We start from the raw sequence: 23,151 nt of genomic DNA, 5'->3' as shown, positions 1-23,151 counted from the left end.
GTTGTTTCTGACCCTTTGTGACGGCCTTCCGGCCGCCCCTACAGTCGATGCATGACTGATACAGCTCTAGCCGGAGCGTCCCTGGACCAGGCTGCCGGAGACCGCACCACGCGCCCCACGTCCCGCCCCGCAGCGAAGCCCCACGGGCAGTGGAAAGTGGACGGCACGGCGCCGCTGAACGCCAACGAAACCTGGAAACAGGAAGACAACGGCCTGAACGTCCGCGAGCGCATCGAGTCCGTGTATTCCAAGCACGGCTTCGATTCCATCGACGGCACGGACCTGCACGGCCGCTTCCGCTGGTGGGGGCTCTACACGCAGCGCAAGCCCGGGATCGACGGCGGCAAGACCGCCACGCTCGAGCCCCACGAGCTTGAGGACAAGTACTTCATGCTCCGCGTCAGGATCGACGGCGGCGCCCTCACCACCGGGCAGCTGCGCGTCATCGGCCAGATCTCCGTGGACTTCGCCCGTGACTCCGCGGACCTCACGGACCGCCAGAACATCCAGCTGCACTGGATCCGGGTGGAGGACGTGCCGGAAATCTGGCGCCGGCTCGAGGCCGTGGGCCTGTCCACCACGGAAGCCTGCGGCGATGTTCCCCGCGTCATCCTGGGCTCCCCGGTCGCCGGCATCGCCAAGGACGAGATCATCGACCCCACGCCGCTCATCCAGGAACTGGCCGAGCGCTTCATCGGCGATCCCGAGCTGGCGAACCTGCCCCGCAAGTACAAGACCGCCATCACCGGCCACCCCAGCCAGGATGTGGTCCACGAGATCAACGACTTCGGCCTGGTGGGCATGGTCCACCCCGAACTCGGCGTCGGCTATGACCTCTGGGTGGGAGGCGCGCTCGCCACGAACCCGATGCTCGCGAAGCGCCTGGGCGCGTTCGTCAGGCCCGCGGAAGCCGCCGAGGTCTGGCTCGGCGTCACGAGCATCTTCCGCGACTACGGCTACCGGCGCATGCGCACCAAGGCCCGCCTGAAGTTCCTGCTCGCAGACTGGGGACCGGAGAAATTCCGGCAGATCCTCGAGGACGAGTACCTCGGCTACAAACTCTCCGACGGCCCGGCCGCGCCCAAACCCACCTCCCCCGGCGACCACATCGGCGTGCACGAGCAGAAGGACGGCAAGTTCTTCATCGGCGCCACCCCGCTGGCCGGCCGCCTCGCCGGCAGCCAGCTGGTCAAGCTCGCCGACACCCTGGAAGCCCGCGGCTCACAGCGGCTGCGCACCACCCCGCACCAGAAGATCGTGGTCCTGGATGTGCCCAAGGACGAGGTGGAGCCGCTCGTGGCCGAACTCGACGCACTGGGCCTCTCCGCCCGGCCGTCCGTGTTCCGCCGCGGCACCATCGCCTGCACCGGAATCGAGTACTGCAAACTCGCCATCGTCGAAACCAAGGTCACGGCCGCCACCGCCGTCGCCGAGCTGGAACGCCGCCTCGCCGACCTCGCGGACAGCGGCCAGCTGCCCCACGCGCTGTCCCTGCACATCAACGGCTGCCCCAACTCCTGCGCCCGCATCCAGACCGCGGACATCGGGCTCAAGGGCATGATGCTGCCCACGCCCGACGGCGACCCCACCCCCGGCTTCCAGGTCCACCTCGGCGGCGGGCTGGCTTCCTCGGACCGCGAGGAAGCAGGTTTGGGCCGTACCGTCCGCGGCCTCAAGGTCTACGTCGAGGACCTCCCCGACTACGTGGAGCGTGTTGTCCGGAAGTTCGTCGCCGACCGCGCCGAGGGCCAGACCTTCGCGGAGTGGGCCCACGCCGCGGAAGAGGGTGATCTCCAGTGAGCGTTGCACTCCGCACCCATGCCGAGCTCAAGGCACTCGCCGAGGCCGGCGCCGCCGAACTCGGCTGGGACGCCCCGGCCCGGGACGTCATCGCCTGGGTGGCCCGGAACTTCGAGCTGCCCGCGCTCGCCGTCGCGTGCTCCATGGCCGACGCCGTCCTGCCGGCACTCGTCGCGGACCAGCTCCCGGGCGTAGACGTCCTGTTCCTCGAGACCGGCTACCACTTCCCGGAAACCTACGCGACGCGCGACGCGGTGGCCGCGAACCTGCGCGTCAACGTCGTGGACGTCCTGCCGGAAAAAACCGTGGAGCAACAGGACCGGCTCCTGGGCAAGGACCTGTTCGCCCGAGACCCGGCCCAGTGCTGCGCCCTGCGCAAGGTGGCGCCGCTCCGGCGAACCCTCGCCGGCTACGAGCTCTGGTTCACCGGCGTGCGCCGCGACGAGGCGCCCACCCGCACCAACACGCCCCTGGTCACCTGGGACGAGGCCAACGGCCTTGTCAAGGTCAACCCGGTGGCGGCGTGGAGCTTCGACCAGATGGTGCAGTACTCCGACGACAATCTCCTCCCCGTCAACCCGCTGCTTTCACAGGGCTACCCGTCCATTGGCTGCCAGCCCTGCACCCGCAAGGTAGCGCCCGGCGATGACCCCCGCGCCGGACGCTGGGCAGGAACCGACAAGACAGAATGCGGACTACACGTATGAGCAACTTGAGCACGACGACTGCCGGCTACGCCTCCGCGGCAGATGCCGCCCCCGCCCCTGCGCGGGACGGCAATGCTGCAAGCAGCATTGCGTCCCGCTCCGACAGGCCCGATGCCACTCCCGGGGCGGCATCTGCCGCTGCGGCTACGCGTGCGGGTCACCTGAGCTCCCCGGGCCGCCTCTCCAGCCTCGACACTCTGGAATCGGAAGCGATTCACATCATCCGCGAGGTTATCGCCGAGTTTGAGAAGCCGGCGCTGCTTTTCTCCGGCGGCAAGGACTCTGTGGTCATGCTGCACCTGGCCACGAAGGCCTTCTGGCCCGGCAAAGTGCCGTTCCCGGTGCTGCACGTGGACACCGGGCACAACTTTCCCGAGGTCATCGAGTTCCGCGACCGGACCGTGGAGCGGCTGGGACTGAAGCTCGTCGTCGGCTCCGTCCAGGACTTCATCGATTCCGGTGAGCTGGCCGAGCGCGCGGACGGCACGCGTAACCCGCTGCAGACCGTCCCGCTGCTGGACGCAATCCAGCGCAACAAGTTCGACGCCGTGTTCGGCGGCGGCCGCCGGGACGAGGACAAGGCCCGGGCCAAGGAACGGATCCTGAGCCTGCGCGACGAGTTTGGCCAGTGGGACCCGCGCAACCAGCGCCCCGAGCTGTGGAACCTGTACAACGGCCGGCACACCGTGGGCCAGCACGTCCGGGCCTTCCCGATCAGCAACTGGACCGAGCTGGATGTGTGGCGCTACATCGAGCGCGAGAACATCGACCTGCCGGGCCTGTACTACGCCCATGAGCGCGAGGTCTTTGCCCGCGACGGTATGTGGCGTGCCGTGGGTGAGGTTTCCCAGCCCCGCGACCACGAGGACGTCATCACCAAGACCGTCCGCTACCGGACCGTCGGCGACATGTCCTGCACCGGCGCCGTCGCATCGGGCGCCGCCACGGTGCGCGAGGTCGTCATTGAGGTTGCCGCCTCCACCATCACCGAACGTGGCGCCACCCGGGCCGATGACCGGATCTCCGAGGCCGCCATGGAAGACCGCAAGAAGGACGGCTATTTCTAATGAGCACTGACACTTTCCTCAGCGCCCCGGACCTGGCTTCCGCGGCGCTGCCCACCACCTTGTTCCGCTTCGCCACCGCCGGTTCCGTCGATGACGGCAAGTCCACCCTGGTGGGCCGGCTGCTGCACGACTCGAAGGCGATCCTCGCCGACCAGCTCGACGCCGTCGCCCGCACCTCAGCGGACCGCGGCTTCGGCGGTTCGGCCGGCGGGATCGACCTCGCCCTGCTGACTGACGGTCTCCGCGCGGAACGGGAACAGGGCATCACCATCGATGTCGCCTACCGCTACTTCGCCACGGACCGCCGCAGCTTCATCCTCGCGGACTGCCCCGGGCACGTGCAGTACACCAAGAACACGGTGACCGGCGCGTCCACCGCGGATGCCGTCGTCGTGCTCATCGACGCCCGCAAGGGTGTCCTGGAGCAGACCCGCCGGCACCTGTCCGTGCTGCAGCTGCTGCGCGTGGCGCACGTAATCGTCGCCGTGAACAAGATCGACCTCGTGGACTTCAGCGAGGACGTATTCCGCGAAATCGAGGCGGACGTCCAGCAGGTGGGGCGCGAGCTCGGCCTCGGGCGTGAAGAATCACATACCGGCGGCATCGCCGATCTTTTCGTCATCCCCGTGTCCGCGCTCGACGGCGACAACGTCGTGGACCGCTCGAACCGCACGCCCTGGTATGAGGGTCCGGCGCTGCTGGAAGTCCTCGAGACCTTGCCGGCCGCCGACGAGCTCGAGAGCCACCTGGAGAGCTTCCGGTTCCCCGTGCAGCTGGTCGTCCGGCCGCAGGGAGCCCTGGCTCCCGACGCCGTCGCCGGCGGACTCGACGCGGAGGCCTACCGGGATTACCGGGCTTACGCCGGCCAGATCACTGAAGGCTCGGTGAAGCTGGGGGACCAGGTCAGCGTCCTGACCCCGGGCCAGGCCCCGCGCACCACCACCGTGACCGGCATCGACTTCGCCGGCCGCGAACTCGACGAGGCCGTCGCGCCGCAGTCTGTGGCCCTGCGCCTGGCCGACGAGTTCGACGTCGCCCGCGGTGACACGATTGCGGCCGCCGGGACAATCCGGGAGGCCTCGGCCGATCTGTACGCGGCCCTGTGCTGGCTGTCCCCGAAGCCGCTGCGCGAGGGCGCCAAGGTGCTGGTCAAGCACGGCACCCGGACCGTCCAGGCCCTCGTCCGGAACGTCACCGGCAAAGTGGACCTCGCGAGCTTCGGCCTGGAGCCCACCACCACGCTGGAACTCAACGACATCGGCCACGCCCAGCTCCGGCTCGCGGCCCCGCTGCCGCTGGAGAACTACCTGCACCACCGGCGCACGGGCGCGTTCCTGGTGATCGACCCGCTGGACGGCAACACCCTCGCCGCAGGCCTGGTCAACGACCACCCCGGCGACCACGAGGACGAGCGCTACTCGATCTAAGCGCCAGCGTCGCCGGAAACGCCCGAGTTCGCCGGAAACGCACGAGGTCGCCGGAAACATACGGCGACCTCGTGCGTTTCCCGCGAACCCGGCGTCCGGCGGTGTCCTTGCCACCCCGCCGCCGGACCGCGATCATCGTCATGGGAGGGCAAACCGGTGGAAGTTATCAACAGCCGGCTCATCAGCTGGGCATCGATCCTGGATGACGCGACCCGCGACCAGGCCCTGGCCACGGCAACGCTGCCCATCATCTATCCGCATCTGGCGCTGATGCCGGACGCCCACCTGGGTCTGGGCGCAACCGTCGGATCCGTTATCCCCACCCTTGGCGCCGTCATCCCCTCGGCCGTGGGCGTTGACATCGGCTGCGGCATGATCGCCGTCCGCACGCAGTATGCACTCAAAGAGTTGCCCAAGGACCGGAAACCGCTGCGGGAGGGCATCGAGCACGCCATCCCGCTGTCCGCCGGCCACGTCAACCGCAGAATCAGCCCCACCGCCGCACCCCGGATTGCCGAACTGCGGCGCATGGCAGCCGGCGCGCACTTCGACCCCGCCCGGTACGCCGCGAACTGGGCGCTCCAACTGGGATCGCTGGGCTCGGGCAACCACTTCATCGAGGTGTGCGCGGATGAAACCGACGCCGTCTGGCTGTTCCTGCATTCGGGTTCCCGCGGCGTCGGCAACAAGCTCGCGCAGCGGCACATCGGCGAGGCCCGGAGCACGATGACGAGCCAGCACATCGCCCTGCCGCACCCGGACCTGGCCTACCTCAAAGAGGGCACCCCGGAATTCGACCGTTACATCCGGGAGCTCCGCTGGGCCCAGCACTTCGCCCTCCTGAACCGCGAGGAGATGATGGACCGGGTGGTCCGGCAGTTTGAACTCTGGATCGGCGGCTCCGTCCGCGAGGCCGAACGGATCAACTGCCACCACAACTTCACCGCGAAGGAATGGCATTACGGCAAGTCCGTCTGGGTCTCGCGCAAGGGGGCCATCCGGGCCGAAGCAGGGGACCCCGGGCTGATTCCCGGTTCCATGGGCACCGCGTCGTACGTCGTTGTCGGGCTGGGGAACCGAGTGTCCCTGAACTCCTCGCCGCACGGCGCCGGGCGGGAATACTCACGGAACGCCGCGAAGAAGGCCTTTTCCCTGGCCCAGCTGAAGACCGCCATGCGGGGCATCGAATTCCGTCCCAGCGAGGCCTTCATCGACGAGATCCCGGCGGCCTACAAACCCATCGACCTGGTGATGCGCGGCTCCGCGGACCTCGTCAAAATACGGCACAAGCTCCGGCAACTCGTCAACGTTAAGGGCAACTGATCCGGTGACGAGCCCGATCGCGGCCCCGCATATGACGCTGCATGAACCCGCGTGACCCCCGGTTTCCGGGCCGTTGAACCGGGTTCCTGACAGTCCCTATGGTGAACCAATGACAACTACGGTTCGGCTCTCTAACGGCCCCCGCGACAGGTTCCGGGGGCGATGTCGCCGACGCTGACCACCGGCCAGGCCTCCCCGCACACCCCCAGGAACAGGACTTCCCGCATGTCATCCCCCTCAAACAGCCCCACCTCCGGAACAACCCCCGGCACCACCCGGATCGTCGCTGGCAAGACCGGCAAACCCAAGCGCAAGCGCACGCTGGAGATCGGCCTGGCCGCAGGGCTTGTGCTCCTGATCGGAGCGGGCGCCGCTGTAGCGTCCTCGCTGTCCCGCAGCCCGGAAACTGCTTCGGCGGCAGCCGCCACGGACAGCGGTCCGGCCGCCGAGCTCAAGCTCGGGTACTTCGGCAACATCACGCACGCCCCGGCCCTCGTGGGGGTCAGTAAGGGCCTGTTCGCCAAGAGCCTGGGCGCGACCAAGCTCAGCACCCAGGTCTTCAACGCCGGCCCAGCTGCGATCGAAGCCCTCAATGCCGGCGCCATCGACGCCACCTACATCGGGCCCAACCCGGCCATCAACTCCTACGTCAAGAGCAAGGGCGAATCCATCAGCATCATCGCCGGTGCCGCTTCCGGCGGAGCGCAGTTGGTGGTCAGGCCAGGGATCACCTCGGCCGCGGATCTGAAGGGCAAGACGCTCGCGACGCCGCAGCTCGGCGGCACGCAGGACGTGGCCCTCCGCGCGTGGCTCGGCAAGCAGGGCTACAAGACGAACACTGACGGCAGCGGCGACGTCGCCATCAACCCCAGTGAGAACGCCCAGACCCTGAAGTTGTTCCAGGACGGAAAGCTCGACGGCGCGTGGCTGCCGGAGCCCTGGGCCTCCCGCCTGGTGCTCCAGGCCGGAGCGAAGGTCCTCGTCGATGAAAAGGACCTGTGGGACAAGGGCGAATTCACTACGACCGTACTGATCGTCAACAAGAAGTTCGCGGCCGACCACCCGGCCACGGTATTGGCACTGCTGAAGGGCCACGTCGAATCCGTGGACTGGCTCAACTCCGCTCCCGCAGCGGAGAAGGCCAGCGTCCTCAACGCCGCGCTCAAGGCATCCGCCGGGTCCGCGCTGCCGGCCGACGTCATCGACCGGTCCCTGAAAAACATTGTCTTCACCGTCGATCCGCTTGCCGGAACGTATAAGAAGCTGCTCCAGGACGGGGTGGACGCCGGCACCACCAAGCAGGCCGACATCAACGGCATTTTCGACCTCACGGCACTGAACAGCGTCCTGGCAACGAATGCCGCCGGCACCAGGGCCTCCGCGGGCGGGCTGGGGAAGGACTAGTCCTGCGCCGGTTCCACCCGTCATCCGTTCCACCCACCCCCTGACCCACCTAGCTAAGGACCTGACCATGCCAGTCGTACTGGAACACCTGGGCAAGCGCTTCGGCGACGGCGACCCGGTGCTGGACGACGTCAACGCCGCCATCGGGCAGGGCGAGTTCGTCGCCCTGCTCGGTGCGTCCGGCTGCGGCAAGTCCACCCTGCTCAACATCATGGCTGGACTGGAGGCCCCGACGTCGGGAGCCCTGGAGGTGCCCAGTGACGGCGCCGCCTTCATGTTCCAGGACGCGGCGCTGTTCCCCTGGCTGACCGCGCGGGAGAACATCGAGCTGGCCCTGAAGCTGCGCGGCGTCGGGAAGTCCGGGCGCCGGGTGAAAGCCAACGAACTCCTGGACCTCGTGCACCTGGGCGGCGCGGGGGACAAACGCCCGCATGAGCTCTCCGGCGGAATGCGACAGCGCGTGGCCTTGGCCCGTTCGCTGGCCCAGGACCGGCAGCTGCTCCTCATGGACGAGCCGTTCGCGGCTTTGGACGCCATCACCCGCGACCTGCTCCATGACGAACTGGAACGGATCTGGAACGAAACCGGCCGCACCATCGTCTTCGTCACCCACAACGTCCGCGAAGCCGTCCGCCTGGGCCAACGCGTGCTCCTGCTCTCCTCCCGGCCCGGCCGCGTGGTGCAGGAATGGCACGTCACCGAAGAACACCGCACCGACGCCGGGCTGGCCGGCCAGCTGACCGGCGTCATCACGGCCAGGCTACGCGAGGAGATCCGCCGCCATGCCAAGTAACCAACTCCCCGTAGTCGAAGCCGCAGCGGAAGCTCCGGCCGGGACGCGCAAGGTTCACGCAGCCCTGACACGGTCCTCCACCGGCAGGGAGGACCTGCGCGAGCTTGAATCCGGCCTGGATTCCCTGCAGTCCGACGCCGACCGCAAGGCCCGCATCGACTGGAGCCGGATCCTGCTGCCGGTCGCCGCCTTAGCGGTTGTCCTTGTCGCCTGGCAGCTCTACGTGTCTCTGGGTTTCAAACGGCGCGACCTCGTGCCCGGCCCGCTGGACGTGCTTGGCCAGATGGGGACGCTTTGGAACGAGGGGAAAGCCCAGGAGGCCATGTGGACATCGCTGCAGCGCGGCGTCGTGGGCTTCCTGATCAGCGTGGTGATCGCAACTCCGGTGGGGCTCCTGCTGGCGCAGGTGGCGCCGCTGCGCCGGGCGTTCGGGCCGCTGATTTCGGGCCTGCAGGTGCTGCCCTCGGTGGCATGGGTTCCGGCCGCGATCATCTGGTTCGGGCTGACGGACGGAACCGTGTACTTCGTGGTGTTCATGGGCGCGATCCCCTCCATCATCAACGGGCTGATTTCCGGTGTGGACCAGATCCCGCCGCAGTACCGCAGCGTCGGCACGGTCCTGGGTGCGTCCCGGCTCCAGCTCGCCACGCAGATCATCCTGCCGGCGGCGCTGCCCGGCTATCTGGGCGGCCTCAAGCAGGGCTGGGCGTTCTCCTGGCGCTCCCTCATGGCCGCGGAGATCATCGCCGTCGGGGGATCCATCGGCTTCGGCCTCGGCTCCCTGCTCGACCAGGGCCGCGTCCTGTCGGACATGACCACGGTGATGACCGCCATCGTGCTGATCCTCGCCGTCGGCATCCTGATCGAACTGCTGGTGTTTGGCCCGATCGAGAAGCGGTTGCTCCGCCGTCGCGGGCTTCTGGCCGGAAGCACGCGCTAGAGACTTCCCATAGCAATGCGGGGTCACATGCCGCCCATTTTCCTCAGGTTTATGGGCCGTGCGTGACCCCGCGACGCTTCTATGTCTGTAAAGCGGGCGGAAACGGGTGCTTGCGCGGACCAAATTGTTTTGCCGGGTGGGTGGGGCGGACACGTACAATCCGACACGACAGCAGCAAAAACAGAAAGCGCTTCTACGGCCCGAGCGAAGCGAGGTCCGCGCAGTAGACCTGGGCGCTAGCTAGCAGTGAGACGGCTTTACGAGACGCAGAAGGCCCAGTGTTTCCGCACACTTTGTAAATGGCAGCGCTAAATGGCAGTCTTTTTCTAGCGCTAAGTGGCACTCTTAGCGGGCGGAGCCTCATCGGTCTTCACATGGTGGGCCTTTGGAGCTCGCGATACACGGTCGTCCGTGACACCCGGAAAAGTTCGGCCAGTTCGGCCTGCGTATGCTCGCCGGCATCGTGCAGCGTCAGAAGATGCTTCCGCTGCGTCTTGGACAATTTTTGGCTGCTTGCCTTTCAGCCGCCCCTTCGCTTTTGCGACCGCCATGCCCTCGCGGGTGCGCATCCGGATTAGATCCGCCTCAAACTCGGCCACAATTCCCAGGACGTTGAAAAGTAGCCGGCCGACCGGATCAGTCGGATCGTGGGTGCTACCGCCGAGATTGAGGACTTCCCCTTTGGCCGTCGGCTCGTCCGCTATATCCCGGGCATCGGAACCGGACCGTGCCAGACGGTCCCGCTTGGTTACCACAAGCGTATCGCCGGCTCGGCATGCCGCCATCGCTTCAAGGAGCCCTGGGCGCACCCGGTTCGCTCCCGTCAGTCCGTGATCGACGAAGATCTGCCTCTCTTCGACACCAAGAGCAAGGAGAGCGTTTCGTTGGGCGGTCAGGTCCTGGTTATTCGTCGAGACCCGGGCAAAGCCGATCTTCATTCCAGTCAAACAAACATGGTTGCAGTAATCCCCCCATCACCGTGCATTTCATCGTGCGGTTTTTACGTACATAGCCTGTGACTGTTAGTTCAGAATGGCGGCTTTTCACAGCTCGGTTTGGCGGTTCTAACTGATTCCGATGACGAGGGTGGGTGGAGTAGGTTCCGGTGCGCAGATTACAGTTCCCGCGCCCAGGACCCGGCCAGTAACGCAAGAGGGGCCCGTAATCGCGCGTTGGGGTTATCGCTGGCAGTACCAGGAGTGGGGATCCCACCAGTAGACGAGTCCGGCGTAGGCCCCGGTTCCGTATTCGATGTCGCATTCCTGGTTGACGTTGATGCCGTTGGTGGTGTCGGTGTCGGTGTCTTTGACGCATTTCCAGCTGTAGGCGTCGTACTGGTCCAGGATCACGGCCCGGATTTCGAAGGCGTCGTAGTACTGGGTGTTGCAGGCGCGCTGCATGTCGACGCCTCCGAGGTAGGTTCCTGCCGATGCCGGTGTGGATCCTGTCAGCAGGCCGGCGGTCGTGAGGGTGAGGGCCGCCGTCGTGGTCAGGGCCTTTCGGAGGATGGTGGGGGCGAGGTGTGGAGCGGGGTTGTGCATGGGGTTCTCCTGCCTGGGGGCGGGGCGGCTGAGCGCTGCCCCGGCGCACGGGTTGGGGTGGTGCGTGTTATTCCGTTTCGGGGGTGTGGTCGGTGGTGCGGTAGGTGAGCCAGTAGCCCCGGGCCGGGGCATCGGTTGAGGGCCGGTGACTGACCCAGGTCCGGTCCCCGTCCCGTGGCTTGCGCCAGGCACGGGGGCTGTCGGCGCTTCCGGTTTCTCCGTCGTCCTGGGGTGGTTTCGCGATGAGGGGTTTGCGGTGGTGGGGGAGGGGGACCATTTAGCGCCCCGTTTCCCGGGGCGGGCAGGAGGGTTCGGGGTAGGTGATTTCGTCGGCGGCGTCCAGGACTTCCAAGGCTGTCAGGTGTGCTGCGTGGGCGATGTCGCGGATGGTTCTCCCGTGGGTGAGAGCGGCGGCAACGGCCGAGTGAAGCGTGGCGAGGCTCCCTCCGTCGGGGTCCGGGTATTGGAGCCTGGCGGCGGCTTCTTCGACGGCGGGGATGTCGTTATCGTTCACCGCGCTGCCCCAATTCTGCTCCTGCGCTGTGTGGTTTTGTGAGGAACCGTGGATTCCGGCCCGGGGAGGTGAGGACGGTGATGCCCCGGATGGTGAGCAGATGTTCTGCCAGCGCTATTTCGGGGTGCCCGGGGTGGGCGGCGCATTGTCTGAGGAGCGCTTTCCTGGCTTGAGCCTGGTCCGGGTCGGTTCCGGAGAGTACTTCCTGGATGATGTCGGCGGCTTGTTCGCGTATTCGTGCGAGGGAATCCCCGGTGGGCATTCTGGCTGCGCGGGTTGCAGGTTCCCCTCGGCCGGCCCTGGCCGGCAGGTTTGCTGGCTGGATCGACATTGGCGTCTCCTTTGTTCGCCGGGCCCGCACCCGAGAGGGCGGGAAAGACGGATTACCAATGGAAAAAGAATACTCCGGTACCAACCGGTCTGTCCCCTGAATGGAGGTAAAATGGTGGCATCATGGATTCCCATACCGGGCCTTCGGGCCCCACCTCTGAAGTCTCCGCCCTCGTCCTGCGCCCCGATGCGAAGGTATCCGGGGACCCGTCACCGTCTTTTCCCGGCGACGCGGGGGAGAGGATCCTGGCCGCGGCGTATGAGCTCTTCTCCCGCCGGGGCATCCGGGACGTGGGCATCACCGAACTGATAGATACCGCCGGGGTTGCCAAGGCGACGTTCTACCGCCACTTCCGTTCCAAGGACGAGGTGGTCCTGGCGTTCCTGGCCCGCCGGGACGAGCTCTGGACGGTGCAGCAGATCATCGCCGGCGCCCGGGACCGCGGAACGACACCCACGACGCAGCTGCTGGCAATTTTTGACGTGTTCGGCGAATGGTTCGCACGGGATGACTTCGAGGCATGTACCTTCATTAACGTGTTGCTGGAAATGGGGGCCGGCCACCGGCTGGGCCAGGCCAGCATCGACTACCTCGCCCGGATCCGCGGACACGTCCGGGCCCTGGCCGAGGAGGCCGGCTTGGACCGGCCCGAAGAGTTCGCCCGGTCCTGGCACATCCTGATGAAGGGATCCATCATATCCGCGGCCGAAGGCGACACCGACGCCGCGGCCCGCGCCCGGCAAATGGCTACCTGGCTCATCGAACACCACCAGCCCTGAAGCCCCCGGCCGGACCGGGGATTGAAGGCATATGGACTGGCTTTGGGGTGCGCCGGACAGGGGCGTTCGCCCCCTTTGTTCCCGCGCCGTGAGGAGGTTTTGTCCGGGCATGGCGGTTTTGATGGCCCTGATTTATCGTGATCTGCGTGAAGGGGCCCCTCGGAAAGGACCATGATGTCGATGCCGGGGGATCTGCGGTGGTGTGGCACCTTGGTCCCGGGTGAGCGTGTGGAGTTTCAGGTCCTGGGCAACGTCACTGGTACGGGGGTCGTCGATGCGTTTATGCCGGATGGATCGGTCGTTTGGCTCTGGTTGGATCAGGGGCTGGGCAGGGTCATGATCCTGGCGGGCGAATGTTTCTTCCTGCGCCGAGCGGGGAACGGCTAGAGGGCCCCCGGAGGCGATACAGCGTCCCCGGGGACGCCGTATTCGCGCATCGACCCGCCAAAGGGGAAGCGGCGGGATCGGGCCGGAATCCGGGGACGCCGGTATCCGGGACCCCGCGGGACTGGAGGGCGGCCCGACGGTACCCGGAAAACGGGCCTGGAGGACGCAGCCTATGAGCGGTCCGTTCGGTGTCCCGGGTGAGAGGTTTCGTTCCATGTAGCCCAGTCCCTGGGATGGATGGATGGTCTGCCGAGGAGATAGCCTTGGCCCCCTGTCATGCCGAGTGCTGTGACGGCGGCGAGTTCTTGGGGTGTTTCGATGCCTTCGGCGACGATGGTGGCGCCTATTTGGCGGGCGAATTCGACCATGGCGGCGCCGAGGGCGTGCTGGCCTTGGTCGTCATCGATTCCGGCGATGAGGCTGCGGTCCAGTTTGATGATGTCGGGCCGGATATGCAGTACGTGGCGCATGGAGGCGAACCCTGATCCGGCGTCGTCGACGGCGATGCGCATCCCGGCCTGGCGCAGGGGTTGGATGACTGACAGGAGGGGGGCGTACTCGGCCACTTCCAGCCGTTCCGTGAGTTCCAGGACGATTCTCTTCAGCGGCAGGCCGGATCGCTGCAGGATGCCGGGCACTCGCGGGTCCAGGCACGTGCCGGGGGAGATGTTCAGTGCCACGTGGATGTTAGGGGGAAGGCCTTCGGCGGTTGTCAGGGCGGCTTCCAGCGCGGCGCATTCCAACTCGCCCAGCAGGCCCACGGTGGCGGCTTCGTTGAACCAGAACTCCGTTCCGGCGCCGTCCTCGTCGAGAAATCGGGTCAGCGCCTCGACGCCGAGGAGCTTGCCCGTGGTCAGGTTGTGGATGGGCTGGAAAGCGGTCAGCAGCCTGTTCTGGTCGAGCATCTGCTGCAGATGTTCGCGGCTGAGCGAGTCGATGGCCTCCCGCGCCGTCAGCGGGGGCAGCAGATGGCTCGTTCCGACAAATCCGCCCCGCTGTCCGGTGGCCGGGGGAGGTTGTGTTCCAGAGACTTCCATCCAGACTGCCTGGCCGTCCCGGTGCCGGCAACGCACGGTCAGGCCGTTCCAGCCGGTCCCTGTGACTGCTTCCACTTCTGCTTTGGCACGGGTGAAGTCGCCGCTTTCGATGACCAGATCATACTTCTGTCCGAGGAGTTCCGAAGGCTTCCAACCGATCAAGTCCGTGCTGGCAGGGCTCGAATACGTGAAGATGCCCTGGTCGTCTACCGCCCACACCCACTCGCTCCCGGTGCTTAGAGCGGAGTCCATCAGTTCGGCGGCGGCCCTGGTGCTGGTTCTCTCGGCCCGGTGGCGTCTGAGGAAACGCACGGCGAGGATGACCGCCACGGTGATCGGCATCAGAAACAAAACGGCGGCCAGCACCTGGTCCCTGGGCTCGTCGAGCAAGCCCTCGGGGTCCAGGATCAAGATGGCGCCCGCGCTTAATGCGAACACCCCTTGGATGACGAGCACTGACGCCAGCACATTCCATCCCTGCGGCGTTCCCGATTTTTGTTCCGTCAATCTGCACCCCCATGTAGTTTCCCGAGCCTACGCTGTCCAATCACGTAAATGAGGGAATGCTTCCCGTTTTTTGAGGTTCGCGCGCAGAGGGCCCGGGTGCGGGCTGGCCGGCTCCCACTAAGGCAAGTTGAGCATCTCCGGGCCGGGACCGGCCCGGGAGGCTCCAGGCCCGCGCTGTCAGAGGCAGCCGAATATCAAACATCCCGTACTGGTTGGGTCGCGCGCTCGGGAACGACGAAACTGTCGACACGCCCCCATAGGTGGCGTGGTTGAAGGGAAGCCGGTCCTCCACCGTTACCGGTCAGACCTGGACGGTCTCTGCCGTTCTTCTGTCTCGCCCTGAGACCGAGGATCCCTCCAACGCACCCGGAACCGCCATCCGACTCAGCCATTCCCTGGCGTCATCCACGGACGTGAAATACCCGCCCGGGCAATTCTGATCCCGCATCAGTGCCGCGGCCATCACACGGTCAACGACCGTGGCACCGACCAGCGCGACAGCGGAAACAAAGCGGTGCCCCAACAACGTCACTCTTGCCTCGAGACTGACGCATACGTCTGTAACCTCGACCACCATCGGCTGGAGCAGTTTTTCGGTCACGCCCTGCACGGCCGCGACGACGGCGGCAGCATCGGCTTCCGATACCGCCGAGCCCGGGAACCATTTCAGATGGAACACGCCCCCCGCGTCCACGTCCAATGTTGCATTTGCGCAGTTCAACGCAATTTCCACTATGAGATCCCCTTAGTCCTCCGCCGAGGATAACCCAGCCGGGGCCCAACAGTGATTTGTCGAACAATCCTTCAGCGGAGCCCTCGAAGTGCGGTGCGACCGGCCCCGCCAATATGGCCTTCGAGTGGAATATCCCCACCATGAACACCCGGGGATGTCCCGGGGGTCAGCCGACGTGGACCCAGGGGCGGCGGGGGATGTCGGGTTCTGCTTCGCGGAGAACTTCTCGGGTGACGGGGGCGATCTCGCCTTCACCGAAGGCGAGGAAGCGGGTATCGGGGTCAACGGTGGAGATCATCCGGTCCGGGCGACCCTGCGGGCGATACGCCACCGTCCGTCGGTCCCGTTCGAGTCCCCGGCCGCTTCCACGTGCTGCCCTGCGACGAGGTCCAGCAGGGCGTACGCCTCAGTGGCCTTGCCCTCCAGAGTCCCGGGGTCGACCGCTGCCAGCAGCGCCAGCGCGTCGCTGACAAGCGCCGGGATCAGCCCGTTTTTGGCGTACTGATCATCGCAAGCCTTACATGCAGTGGTTCGTTTGCCGGAGCGGGTCAGTGCATGGCTGCGGAGAGGAATTCGGCGATGGCGCTTTTGAATGTGTCGATATTCCGGGGAAGTAGCTGGGCATACCGTGCTGCGGCCGGGGTGTCGCCGTCGAGCACGCATCGCTGCAGGGTCTGACAGATTTGTTCCATGGCGAGTGCTCCGACCATGTGGGCGTTGACCTTGAGGCTCAGGATGGCGGTAAGGGATGCCGGGATGTCATCGTTGCCGAGGGCGGCGAGGATTCGTTCTTGTCGTTTCTGGAGCAACTCCACAAATTTCAGGGCATAGTCTCGTGCGACGGTCCCGCTTTGGAGCTGGTCGGCGAGGTCGCCGAGGACTGCCGCGTCAAGGACGGTTTCGCCGGCATTTTCTGCCATGGTTCTCCCTGGGTCGAGGCTCATTGCCGGGTGGATGGTTGGTTCCGTGCGGGGCTCAGCTGCCGGTTGTCGTGGCGCTCCGGACCTGGGTCCGGTTGACCGTGACGTCTATTGTCAGTGTGGTTGTGGAGTGATTAGGGATCTGGCCGCTGGTGGTGACCCGTGCCCGGAGCCGGATGGAGCCACCGGCATTCGCCGGGACGGTGGTGGAAGTGACCGGGACAGCCGGGGACCCGCCTTGTGCTGCCAGGATCTGTGTCGTTGTTCCGTTTTGGCACACGCCGGTGGATTCATTCCATGTCGTGCTGCAGGACTCGACAATGAATTTCACGGCCGACGGGGCATCCGGCGTTCCGGTGTAGCTTGCCTGGGTGAGGGGCAGTGTTCCGGTGTTCCCGACGGTGAAGTACTGGGGCGTGAACGAGGGCTGCCCGGGGCTGCCAATGTTGGTGAACGTGAGTGTCAATGGTCCGGTCCCATATGGGGCTGTGGTATTTAGGGTGGCGGCTGCTCCCCAGGTGCCGCTGCCTACGGTCCGGGAAACCGATGATGCCTCCGCGGCGGTGGCTGCTTCAGCCGGTGTTGACGTGCACACCAGCAGGACCGCGGCCGCGATGGCGGCCACCGCCCTGCCGGGGTAAAGGTGCACGTTCATGGCGGGTTTAGCTTCCGGTGGTGGCGGCGGTGCGCTGGGTTTCGCCGAACGTCCAGGTCAGCGCCGAGGACAGGCCTTGGATCGTGCTGCCGGGAACGGTTCCGTTGGTGGTGGTTTCGGTCTGGTCCGGCAGGGTCAGGGAGACCTGCAGGTTCAGGGACGTTCCGGCGGTGACGGTACCGGCAACAAGCGTCGAGGGCGCCGTTGTGAGGGAGCTCAGGGCCACGTTGGTCGCCAGGACGGTGGTGGTGGCGCCGGTGCCCGTGCAGGCGCCGGCGCCGGTAGTGGTCCAGGTGCCTGAGCACTGGGTGACGGTGACGTGCAGGCCCTTGGTGGCGTCGGTCGTGAGCTTGGTCGGGGCGGCATCGGCGACGGCCAGGGTCAGGGCCTTGCCGTCCATCGTGGCGCCCTGGGTGAGGTTGACGTAGCGGTTGACGGTGTCCCCGGGGGCGAGGTTGGAGACTGCCTGGCTGAATCCGGTGCCGGTGTTGGTCATGGTCAGGCTCAGGATGCCGGAGGTTGCGTTCTGGGCGGTGGTGTTGCTGGCGTTGGCGTTCAAGGCCGCGTAGACGCCGCCTCCGGTGATCGCCAGGCCTGCTGCCGCCACGGCGCAGGCGGCGAGCAGGGCGGGGGCGGGGCGGCGGGTGGTGCGGGCGGTGTGGCGGGCTGTGATTGCAGACATGACGGTTCCTTTGCGGGAAGTGGTGCGGGGATTCTCTAGTGAGCGGGGACGCCGTTGCGGCGCCCGGACGGCCCTGGTGTTGAGCGGCGGCCGTTGTGGTCCGGGGTGGTGCGGAGGATCCACCAGATGGCGGATCCGGTGATGCTCAGGCCGAGCAGGCCTGTCAGGAGGGCCCGCTGGAGAGGGTTCTGGATCCAGAGCAGGGCGGTGCCGGCCGAGGGAATGACGGTGACGACGACGGGTACCTGTGTTTGGTTCAGGGCGGCCCGCCAGTGGTCCGGGGCCGGGTTGGCGTCGCCTTTGGTCGTGAGGACCGGCTGGGCCGGGGTGCCGGCGATGGCGGTGATTCGGTGGGCGAAGGGGACGGTTTCACCCGGTGGGGTGAAGACGGCGATCTGGCCGGGGCGGAGGCTTGCGACGTCCGCGGGTGCGGTGATCAGCAGGTCCCCGGGTGCATATGCCGGGCGCATGCTTGCCGTCAGCACGGGGGAGAAACCGATGTGAAGCAACGGGGCCAGGACGCCGACGGCCAGGAACGTCAGGGTCGCGACGGTGGCGGCGATGATGCCCAGCACACGCAGTGCTGAGATTCTTCGGTGGGTCCGCGCCCCCCGGAGGGGAGCCATGCCAGTGCTGAATGAAGTGTCCATGGGGACGTTTCCGTTTCGTTGAGACCGTTTGGCGGGAACAACACCAACATTGCCGGTCCCGGATCAAGGTCGGCCCTTGTCTCAAGACAAGTCTTTGTCAAGAGTTCCGTGGCGGTTTGATCAAATCTTGAGGAAACCCCCATTCCAACGCAGCCGACCCTGTCCGGTCGAACTTAGGAAGCCGGTTCCAGGGCGGCACGCGGAAGGTGGGTCCAGGCCGAAAGATTCAGCCTTGACCGCAATGCAGTCTTTGATAGCAATGCCGTCATAGCCTCAGTCCGTACCCGGGGGAGGCCCGTGTACGTCATGAGGCCGCCATAATCCGCGTAGCACGATCGTCGATGAAAGGGCCTTCGGGATCGGGCTCCAAGCACCGGACCCGGAGAGGCGAAGGTTTTACACGAGGCACCCCTGTGCTGTGGTGTACGGACTGGCTCCGGGCCGCGCCTATGATCGGGGAACGGTGGGTGCCCGTCTGGGGGCGGATCGCCGCTATGGGAGGAATGTTCGTGTCCCCAATTTCAGGTCTCAAAGGGTCGAATCCAGCTATTCAGGGCGCCGAGGGGTTCGGTTCCGGCGGCCGGGTTGCCGGCGGTGCTGCAGTTCCTGTCGCCCGGGTCGCGCGGCGTTGGGTGTGGGTCGTCGTGGTTGCGGCGGCAGTCGGTGCGGTGGCGGCGTTTCTGGGGTCCGAGCCAGGGTCATCCGGCGCTCAACTGGTTGGAGATTTCGCGATCCTTACCGCCTCTGCGTTCGCGGTCGTGAGTTGTTTCCGGGCCGCACGGCGCGGGGGAGGGCAGGCCCGGGCCTGGGGCTTCATGACTGCTGCCACGGTCCTCTGGGCAGCGGCCCAGGCGTTGTGGACGTTCTACGGGATCACGCAGGATCATGTTTATCCTTTCCCTTCGCTGGCGGATGCCGGTTTTATCGGCTACGCCGTGCCTGCGGCAGCGGCGTTGTTTTTACTTCCGCGGACAGCGAGGGCCGGTCTGCTGCGCCCCATATTGGACGCAGGGGTCATTGCAGCTGCCGTTTTGTTTATCAGTCTGGCCACGGTGCTGGAAGGCCTGTACCGCTCACCCGGCCAGGATGTCCTGGGTCATTTGACGGGAATGGCGTATCCGGTCGTGGACATGGTGATGTCCTCCATCGTTCTGGTCTTGATGATGCGGTGCGCGCCGGGGGAGCGGCGCCCCTGGCTGTTCCTGGGCGCCGGGCTGGTGCTGCTGACCGTGACGGACAGCACCTACGTGAAGCTGACATTCGACGGCGCGACCGGGGTCACCGGAACCCCGTTGGCGGCGGGCTGGATCCTGGCCTTCCTGCTGATCGGCGCCGCCCCGCTGGCCCCGCCGGCAGCAGCCGGGCGGGCGGACAGGTCCGCCTATATTCTGGCACTGGAGCTTCTTCCCTATACGCCGGTCGTCGGGGCAGCGGTGGTCTTCATGGTCCAGGCCGTGGACGGGTACGACCCGGTCCTGCTGGTCACCGGGCTGGTCGTGTTGATGCTGGTCCTGGCGCGGCAGATACTTATCGTTTTTGAAAACGTCACGCTCACGCGTGAGCTCGAGCGCAAAGTGGCGGTGCGGACCGCCGAACTGGACGGGCTCGGCGCGATCGTGAATTCTTCCGCCGACGCCATTGTCGGCAAGACGCCCACGGGTGTTGTGACGAGCTGGAACCCGGGGGCGGAAACGATCTACGGCTATCCGGCGGATGAAGCCATAGGTCGGCACAGCGATTTCTTCATTCCCGCGTATCTCCTCGAAGCCGAACACGCCATCCTAGCCGCGGCCGCGGAGGCCGGGCAGACCACCAACTTTGAAACCGAACGGGTGCGCCGTGACGGGTCTGTCGTGGCCGTCTCGGTAACAATGTCCCCGGTCCGCGGTGTGGACGGCATCCACGGGGTTGCGACCATTGGACGGGACATCACCGAGCGCAGGGCCGCCGAGGCGGAGCTCCTGGCGGCCCGGGAGGCGGCGTTGGAAGCGAGCCGGTTGAAATCGGAATTCCTGGCCACGATGAGCCATGAGATCCGAACCCCCATGAACGGTGTCATCGGGTTGACAGGCCTGCTGCTGGACACGGTCCTTGATGAAACGCAGCGCAGGTACGCCGACGGCGTCAAAGGTGCGGGGGAGGCATTGTTGACGCTAATTAATGACATCCTCGATTTTTCGAAGCTGGAAGCAGGGAAAGTTGACCTGGATCCGCGCCCGTTCGACCCGCGGCTCCTGGTCGACGAGGTCGCCGGACTGGTGGCTGGCGCGGCGCAGGCCAAGGGCCTTGAACTCATCGCGTATTGCCGGCCGGAGGTTCCGTCCCGGTTGACCGGAGATGCCGGAAGGATCCGGCAGGTCCTGCTCAACCTCGCCTCCAACGCCGTGAAGTTCACGGCATCCGGTGAGGTCAGCATCCGGGCCGGCGTCCGGGAGGGCGGGGTGGTCCCGGCGGCGTGTTTTGAGGTCCGTGACACCGGAATCGGGATCAACGCCATAGACCAGGAGCGGGTATTCGAGTCCTTTTCCCAGGCAGATGCGTCCACCACCCGCCGGTATGGCGGGACGGGTCTGGGGCTGGCGATCTCCCGCCGGTTGACCGAGGCCATGGGCGGTCAGATCGGGGTGGACAGCAGCCCGGGCCAGGGAAGTACGTTCTGGTTCACCCTCCCGCTGGCCGCCGCGGAGGACGGTTCCCCACTGGCAGAGACCGGCCCAGCCACCGGGCTGCCCGTCGGACTGCGGGTCCTGGTGGTCGATGACAACGCCACCAACCGGCTGGTCCTTGAATCCCAGCTGACCGCCTGGCGGATGCGGCCGGTGATGGCCGATGACGCAGCTGAGGCGCTGGACTGTGCACGGCAGGCCGCCGCCGCCGGGGAGCCGTTCGATATCGCATTGCTCGACATGTGCATGCCGGGCATGAACGGGTTGGACCTGGCACAGGCCATCCGTGCCGAGAACTCCCTGCAGGGAACGCGCTTGATCCTGCTGTCCTCCACCGCGCACGTGGACAAGGACCGGCTCGCCGCGGCCGGCGTCAGCGAGTGGCTCACCAAGCCCGTGCGGAGCTCCGAACTCTACGATCGGCTCGTCCGCCTGATGGCGCCGCCTGCTCCGGACCCTACGGCGGATCGTGAGGTCATGGCCACGACGCCGGCGGCGCGGCCTGCAGTTTCCCTCGGCAGGGTTCTGGTGGTCGAGGACAATGAAGTGAACCAGCTTGTGGCCCGCGCGATGATCACCAGACTCGGGTACACGGTCGACGTGGCGGCAGACGGGGCCGACGCGATCACGGCCACCGCCACGGTCGCCTATGCGGCCGTCCTGATGGACTGCCACATGCCCGTCATGGACGGGTTCGAGGCAACCAGGGCCATCCGCGCCCGGGGAACGGCGATGCAAACGTTGCCGATCATCGCGATGACCGCCGGGGCACTGGACGAGGACCGTGAACGGTGTCTGGCGGCCGGAATGGATGACTATCTGTCCAAACCCGTGGATCCAAGGGTTCTGGAAGAAACCCTCGCACGCTGGGTAACTCCCGCGCCCGTGGACCCGGACACTGGACCGGCCGCCATTGAACCGGCACGCCTTGAGGTCCTGCGCGGACTGGGCCCGCCCGACGGACAGGGATTGCTGCCCGCCGCGGCCGAAGCTTTCCGCGCCGATGTGCCCTCGGCCCTGGAGGCACTGCGCCAGGCCAGCACGGACGGCCGTGTGGAAGCGCTCCGACAGGCGGCCCACAAACTCAGAGGCGCCGCCGCCAACATCGGCGCCGGCGCCGCGGCCCTCCTGTGCGCGGAGCTGGAACAAACCGGCGGCCCCAACGGTCCTGACGGTATGAACCGGCACGGGCTGCTGACACGGCTCGAGGCCGAACTGGTCCGGGTGGACAAAGCACTCGAACGCGCCTTATCGGTGAACCCGTGAAGGTCCTCGTCGTCGACGACGACAAAGGCTCCCTGCTTGTCGCCGCAGCGGCGGTCGAACAGGCCGGCCATGAATGCATTACCGCCGCGGACGGTGATACCGCCTGGGCGCTCTACCAGACCCACCGGCCAAATGTCGTGGTGAGCGACCTCATGATGCCGGGCCTGGACGGGCTGGCCCTGTGCCGGGCAATCCGCGGCGATGAAACCGACACGTACACCTATGTCGTCCTGCTGACATCACACGGAGAGCAGAAAGATGTCCTGGCCGGGATGGAGGCCGGGGCCGATGACTACGTGAGTAAACCACTGGATCCGTTCACACTGCGTACCCGGCTCCTTGCCGCCGAGCGCGTCACCTCCCTGCACGCCGAACTCGCCGGATACCGGAAGGCCCTGGCAGAGCAGGCACGCACCGATCCGCTGACCGGTTTGCATAACAGGCTGAAATTGACCGAAGACCTGGAGCTGCTGGAGAGCCGCAGCCGGCGGTACGGGCAGGATTACTGCCTGGCAATCTGCGACGTGGACCATTTCAAAAGCTACAACGATGTCTATGGACACCCCGCCGGGGACGTGGCGCTTGCCAGCGTCGCGGCAGCACTCGCCGGCCACGCCCGTGAGAGCGACGGCGCCTACCGGTACGGCGGGGAAGAATTCGTCCTCCTGCTGCCGAACCAGTCCATGGCAGGCGCCGGTGTCGTCATGGAACGGGTCCGGGCGGGGGTGCAGGCCCTGGGGATCAGCCACAAAGGGGACCCATCCGGGACCCTGACGATTAGCGCCGGGATGTCCGCGAGCGTTGCCGGCCACCGGGTCAGCAGCGAACAAATCCTCGCCGAGGCCGACGGCGCCCTGTACGCAGCCAAGGCAGCAGGCCGGAACACCGTCGCACTGGCCGACATTGTCGCCGGCACGCCTGGCTGAATGCGCCGAACTCATCGCGCGGGGGGTTCCGCTGCCGCAGCCCAATCCGACCATCACAGACCATTCGGGCAAGTGTCCCTCACGTGACGCCGCATG

22 protein-coding genes and 1 pseudogene are annotated in these 23,151 nt (G+C 66.4%); 11 read left to right on the top strand and 12 right to left on the bottom strand.

Annotation, left to right across the window (positions count from 1 at the left end):
- Positions 1 to 51: 51 nt before the first annotated feature.
- The 8 genes from AC1DCZ_RS11385 to AC1DCZ_RS11350 all read left to right on the top strand — a co-directional run bounded on the left by AC1DCZ_RS11385 (position 52) and on the right by AC1DCZ_RS11350 (position 9,461).
- Positions 52 to 1,800, top strand: coding sequence for a nitrite/sulfite reductase (locus AC1DCZ_RS11385; protein WP_476974669.1), 1,749 nt, complete (start codon positions 52 to 54; stop codon positions 1,798 to 1,800).
- On the top strand, positions 1,797 to 2,507 hold the full coding sequence (locus AC1DCZ_RS11380) for a phosphoadenylyl-sulfate reductase (protein WP_476974668.1): 711 nt from the start codon (positions 1,797 to 1,799) through the stop codon (positions 2,505 to 2,507). Before AC1DCZ_RS11385 ends, AC1DCZ_RS11380 begins: the two co-directional genes overlap by 4 nt.
- Positions 2,504 to 3,574, top strand: coding sequence for a sulfate adenylyltransferase subunit CysD (gene cysD, locus AC1DCZ_RS11375; RefSeq protein ID WP_476974667.1), 1,071 nt, complete (start codon positions 2,504 to 2,506; stop codon positions 3,572 to 3,574). Before AC1DCZ_RS11380 ends, cysD begins: the two co-directional genes overlap by 4 nt.
- Entirely contained in the window at positions 3,574 to 5,001 is a 1,428-nt protein-coding gene (locus AC1DCZ_RS11370; protein ID WP_476974666.1) for a sulfate adenylyltransferase subunit 1, read from the top strand. The genes cysD and AC1DCZ_RS11370 overlap by 1 nt, the downstream gene beginning before the upstream one ends.
- 156 nt (positions 5,002 to 5,157) lie before the next feature.
- A complete protein-coding gene (locus AC1DCZ_RS11365) occupies positions 5,158 to 6,324 on the top strand; it encodes an RtcB family protein (RefSeq protein WP_476974665.1) in 1,167 nt (388 codons plus the stop codon).
- A gap of 225 nt (positions 6,325 to 6,549) precedes the next feature.
- Positions 6,550 to 7,728, top strand: coding sequence for an ABC transporter substrate-binding protein (locus AC1DCZ_RS11360; RefSeq protein WP_476974664.1), 1,179 nt, complete (start codon positions 6,550 to 6,552; stop codon positions 7,726 to 7,728).
- Between the two features lie 67 nt (positions 7,729 to 7,795).
- Positions 7,796 to 8,521 (top strand): ABC transporter ATP-binding protein, encoded by a 726-nt coding sequence (locus AC1DCZ_RS11355; RefSeq protein ID WP_476974663.1) that lies wholly within the window; start codon positions 7,796 to 7,798, stop codon positions 8,519 to 8,521.
- Entirely contained in the window at positions 8,511 to 9,461 is a 951-nt protein-coding gene (locus AC1DCZ_RS11350) for an ABC transporter permease (RefSeq protein ID WP_476974662.1), read from the top strand. The genes AC1DCZ_RS11355 and AC1DCZ_RS11350 overlap by 11 nt, the downstream gene beginning before the upstream one ends.
- Positions 9,462 to 9,831: 370 nt before the next feature.
- On the opposite strand, the pseudogene AC1DCZ_RS11345 reads toward AC1DCZ_RS11350, so the two are convergent.
- The 5 genes and pseudogenes from AC1DCZ_RS11345 to AC1DCZ_RS11325 all read right to left on the bottom strand — a co-directional run bounded on the left by AC1DCZ_RS11345 (position 9,832) and on the right by AC1DCZ_RS11325 (position 11,847).
- A pseudogene (locus AC1DCZ_RS11345) lies at positions 9,832 to 10,399 on the bottom strand (recombinase family protein).
- Positions 10,400 to 10,639: 240 nt separating this feature from the next.
- Positions 10,640 to 11,002, bottom strand: a complete 363-nt coding sequence (locus AC1DCZ_RS11340; protein ID WP_476974661.1) for a hypothetical protein — start codon at positions 11,000 to 11,002, stop codon at positions 10,640 to 10,642.
- A 67-nt stretch (positions 11,003 to 11,069) separates the two neighbouring features.
- On the bottom strand, positions 11,070 to 11,279 hold the full coding sequence (locus AC1DCZ_RS11335) for a hypothetical protein (RefSeq protein ID WP_476974660.1): 210 nt from the start codon (positions 11,277 to 11,279) through the stop codon (positions 11,070 to 11,072).
- Positions 11,280 to 11,516 (bottom strand): hypothetical protein, encoded by a 237-nt coding sequence (locus AC1DCZ_RS11330; RefSeq protein ID WP_476974659.1) that lies wholly within the window; start codon positions 11,514 to 11,516, stop codon positions 11,280 to 11,282.
- Positions 11,506 to 11,847: a hypothetical protein gene (locus AC1DCZ_RS11325; RefSeq protein ID WP_476974658.1), complete on the bottom strand. Its 342-nt coding sequence runs from the start codon at positions 11,845 to 11,847 to the stop codon at positions 11,506 to 11,508. The genes AC1DCZ_RS11330 and AC1DCZ_RS11325 overlap by 11 nt, the downstream gene beginning before the upstream one ends.
- Positions 11,848 to 11,969: 122 nt before the next feature.
- On the opposite strand from AC1DCZ_RS11325, the gene AC1DCZ_RS11320 reads away from it, so the two are divergent.
- Positions 11,970 to 12,626, top strand: a complete 657-nt coding sequence (locus AC1DCZ_RS11320; RefSeq protein ID WP_476974657.1) for a TetR/AcrR family transcriptional regulator — start codon at positions 11,970 to 11,972, stop codon at positions 12,624 to 12,626.
- 557 nt (positions 12,627 to 13,183) lie between these two features.
- Here AC1DCZ_RS11320 and AC1DCZ_RS11315 read toward each other — a convergent pair.
- From AC1DCZ_RS11315 to AC1DCZ_RS11285, 7 genes are all read right to left on the bottom strand, one after another.
- Positions 13,184 to 14,557, bottom strand: coding sequence for a sensor domain-containing phosphodiesterase (locus AC1DCZ_RS11315; protein WP_476974656.1), 1,374 nt, complete (start codon positions 14,555 to 14,557; stop codon positions 13,184 to 13,186).
- A 301-nt stretch (positions 14,558 to 14,858) separates the two neighbouring features.
- The gene (locus tag AC1DCZ_RS11310) at positions 14,859 to 15,290 is read right to left on the bottom strand and encodes a DUF7793 family protein (RefSeq protein ID WP_476974655.1); all 432 of its coding nucleotides are present in this window, start codon (positions 15,288 to 15,290) and stop codon (positions 14,859 to 14,861) included.
- Positions 15,291 to 15,456: 166 nt separating this feature from the next.
- Positions 15,457 to 15,588: a hypothetical protein gene (locus tag AC1DCZ_RS11305; protein ID WP_476974712.1), complete on the bottom strand. Its 132-nt coding sequence runs from the start codon at positions 15,586 to 15,588 to the stop codon at positions 15,457 to 15,459.
- A 250-nt stretch (positions 15,589 to 15,838) separates the two neighbouring features.
- On the bottom strand, positions 15,839 to 16,210 hold the full coding sequence (locus AC1DCZ_RS11300; RefSeq protein ID WP_476974654.1) for an Hpt domain-containing protein: 372 nt from the start codon (positions 16,208 to 16,210) through the stop codon (positions 15,839 to 15,841).
- Between the two features lie 55 nt (positions 16,211 to 16,265).
- The gene (locus AC1DCZ_RS11295; RefSeq protein WP_476974653.1) at positions 16,266 to 16,865 is read right to left on the bottom strand and encodes a hypothetical protein; all 600 of its coding nucleotides are present in this window, start codon (positions 16,863 to 16,865) and stop codon (positions 16,266 to 16,268) included.
- Positions 16,866 to 16,872: 7 nt separating this feature from the next.
- Positions 16,873 to 17,547, bottom strand: coding sequence for a TasA family protein (locus AC1DCZ_RS11290; RefSeq protein ID WP_476974652.1), 675 nt, complete (start codon positions 17,545 to 17,547; stop codon positions 16,873 to 16,875).
- A gap of 35 nt (positions 17,548 to 17,582) precedes the next feature.
- Positions 17,583 to 18,197 (bottom strand): signal peptidase I, encoded by a 615-nt coding sequence (locus AC1DCZ_RS11285; RefSeq protein WP_476974651.1) that lies wholly within the window; start codon positions 18,195 to 18,197, stop codon positions 17,583 to 17,585.
- A gap of 815 nt (positions 18,198 to 19,012) precedes the next feature.
- Between AC1DCZ_RS11285 and AC1DCZ_RS11280 the strand changes: the two genes are divergently transcribed.
- On the top strand, positions 19,013 to 22,129 hold the full coding sequence (locus tag AC1DCZ_RS11280) for a PAS domain-containing hybrid sensor histidine kinase/response regulator (protein WP_476974650.1): 3,117 nt from the start codon (positions 19,013 to 19,015) through the stop codon (positions 22,127 to 22,129).
- Complete coding sequence (locus AC1DCZ_RS11275; protein WP_476974649.1) at positions 22,126 to 23,055, top strand: GGDEF domain-containing response regulator; 930 nt, start codon at positions 22,126 to 22,128, stop codon at positions 23,053 to 23,055. The genes AC1DCZ_RS11280 and AC1DCZ_RS11275 overlap by 4 nt, the downstream gene beginning before the upstream one ends.
- Positions 23,056 to 23,151: the final 96 nt, after the last annotated feature.

The organism is Arthrobacter sp. 10N418, from assembly GCF_056394725.1.
This window is presented reverse-complemented; position numbering and strand designations above follow the sequence as displayed.

Excerpts from the sequence above, each read along its gene's own strand:
- AC1DCZ_RS11385 (WP_476974669.1), top strand. The coding sequence starts at position 52 with ATGACTGATACAGCTCTAGCCGGAGCGTCCCTGGACCAGGCTGCCGGA.
- cysD (WP_476974667.1), top strand. The coding sequence starts at position 2,504 with ATGAGCAACTTGAGCACGACGACTGCCGGCTACGCCTCCGCGGCAGAT.
- AC1DCZ_RS11370 (WP_476974666.1), top strand. The coding sequence starts at position 3,574 with ATGAGCACTGACACTTTCCTCAGCGCCCCGGACCTGGCTTCCGCGGCG.
- AC1DCZ_RS11360 (WP_476974664.1), top strand. The coding sequence starts at position 6,550 with ATGTCATCCCCCTCAAACAGCCCCACCTCCGGAACAACCCCCGGCACC.
- AC1DCZ_RS11355 (WP_476974663.1), top strand. The coding sequence starts at position 7,796 with ATGCCAGTCGTACTGGAACACCTGGGCAAGCGCTTCGGCGACGGCGAC.
- AC1DCZ_RS11350 (WP_476974662.1), top strand. The coding sequence starts at position 8,511 with ATGCCAAGTAACCAACTCCCCGTAGTCGAAGCCGCAGCGGAAGCTCCG.
- AC1DCZ_RS11340 (WP_476974661.1), bottom strand. The coding sequence starts at position 11,002 with ATGCACAACCCCGCTCCACACCTCGCCCCCACCATCCTCCGAAAGGCC.
- AC1DCZ_RS11335 (WP_476974660.1), bottom strand. The coding sequence starts at position 11,279 with ATGGTCCCCCTCCCCCACCACCGCAAACCCCTCATCGCGAAACCACCC.
- AC1DCZ_RS11325 (WP_476974658.1), bottom strand. The coding sequence starts at position 11,847 with ATGTCGATCCAGCCAGCAAACCTGCCGGCCAGGGCCGGCCGAGGGGAA.
- AC1DCZ_RS11320 (WP_476974657.1), top strand. The coding sequence starts at position 11,970 with ATGGATTCCCATACCGGGCCTTCGGGCCCCACCTCTGAAGTCTCCGCC.
- AC1DCZ_RS11305 (WP_476974712.1), bottom strand. The coding sequence starts at position 15,588 with ATGATCTCCACCGTTGACCCCGATACCCGCTTCCTCGCCTTCGGTGAA.
- AC1DCZ_RS11300 (WP_476974654.1), bottom strand. The coding sequence starts at position 16,210 with ATGGCAGAAAATGCCGGCGAAACCGTCCTTGACGCGGCAGTCCTCGGC.
- AC1DCZ_RS11295 (WP_476974653.1), bottom strand. The coding sequence starts at position 16,865 with ATGAACGTGCACCTTTACCCCGGCAGGGCGGTGGCCGCCATCGCGGCC.
- AC1DCZ_RS11290 (WP_476974652.1), bottom strand. The coding sequence starts at position 17,547 with ATGTCTGCAATCACAGCCCGCCACACCGCCCGCACCACCCGCCGCCCC.
- AC1DCZ_RS11285 (WP_476974651.1), bottom strand. The coding sequence starts at position 18,197 with ATGGACACTTCATTCAGCACTGGCATGGCTCCCCTCCGGGGGGCGCGG.
- AC1DCZ_RS11280 (WP_476974650.1), top strand. The coding sequence starts at position 19,013 with ATGACTGCTGCCACGGTCCTCTGGGCAGCGGCCCAGGCGTTGTGGACG.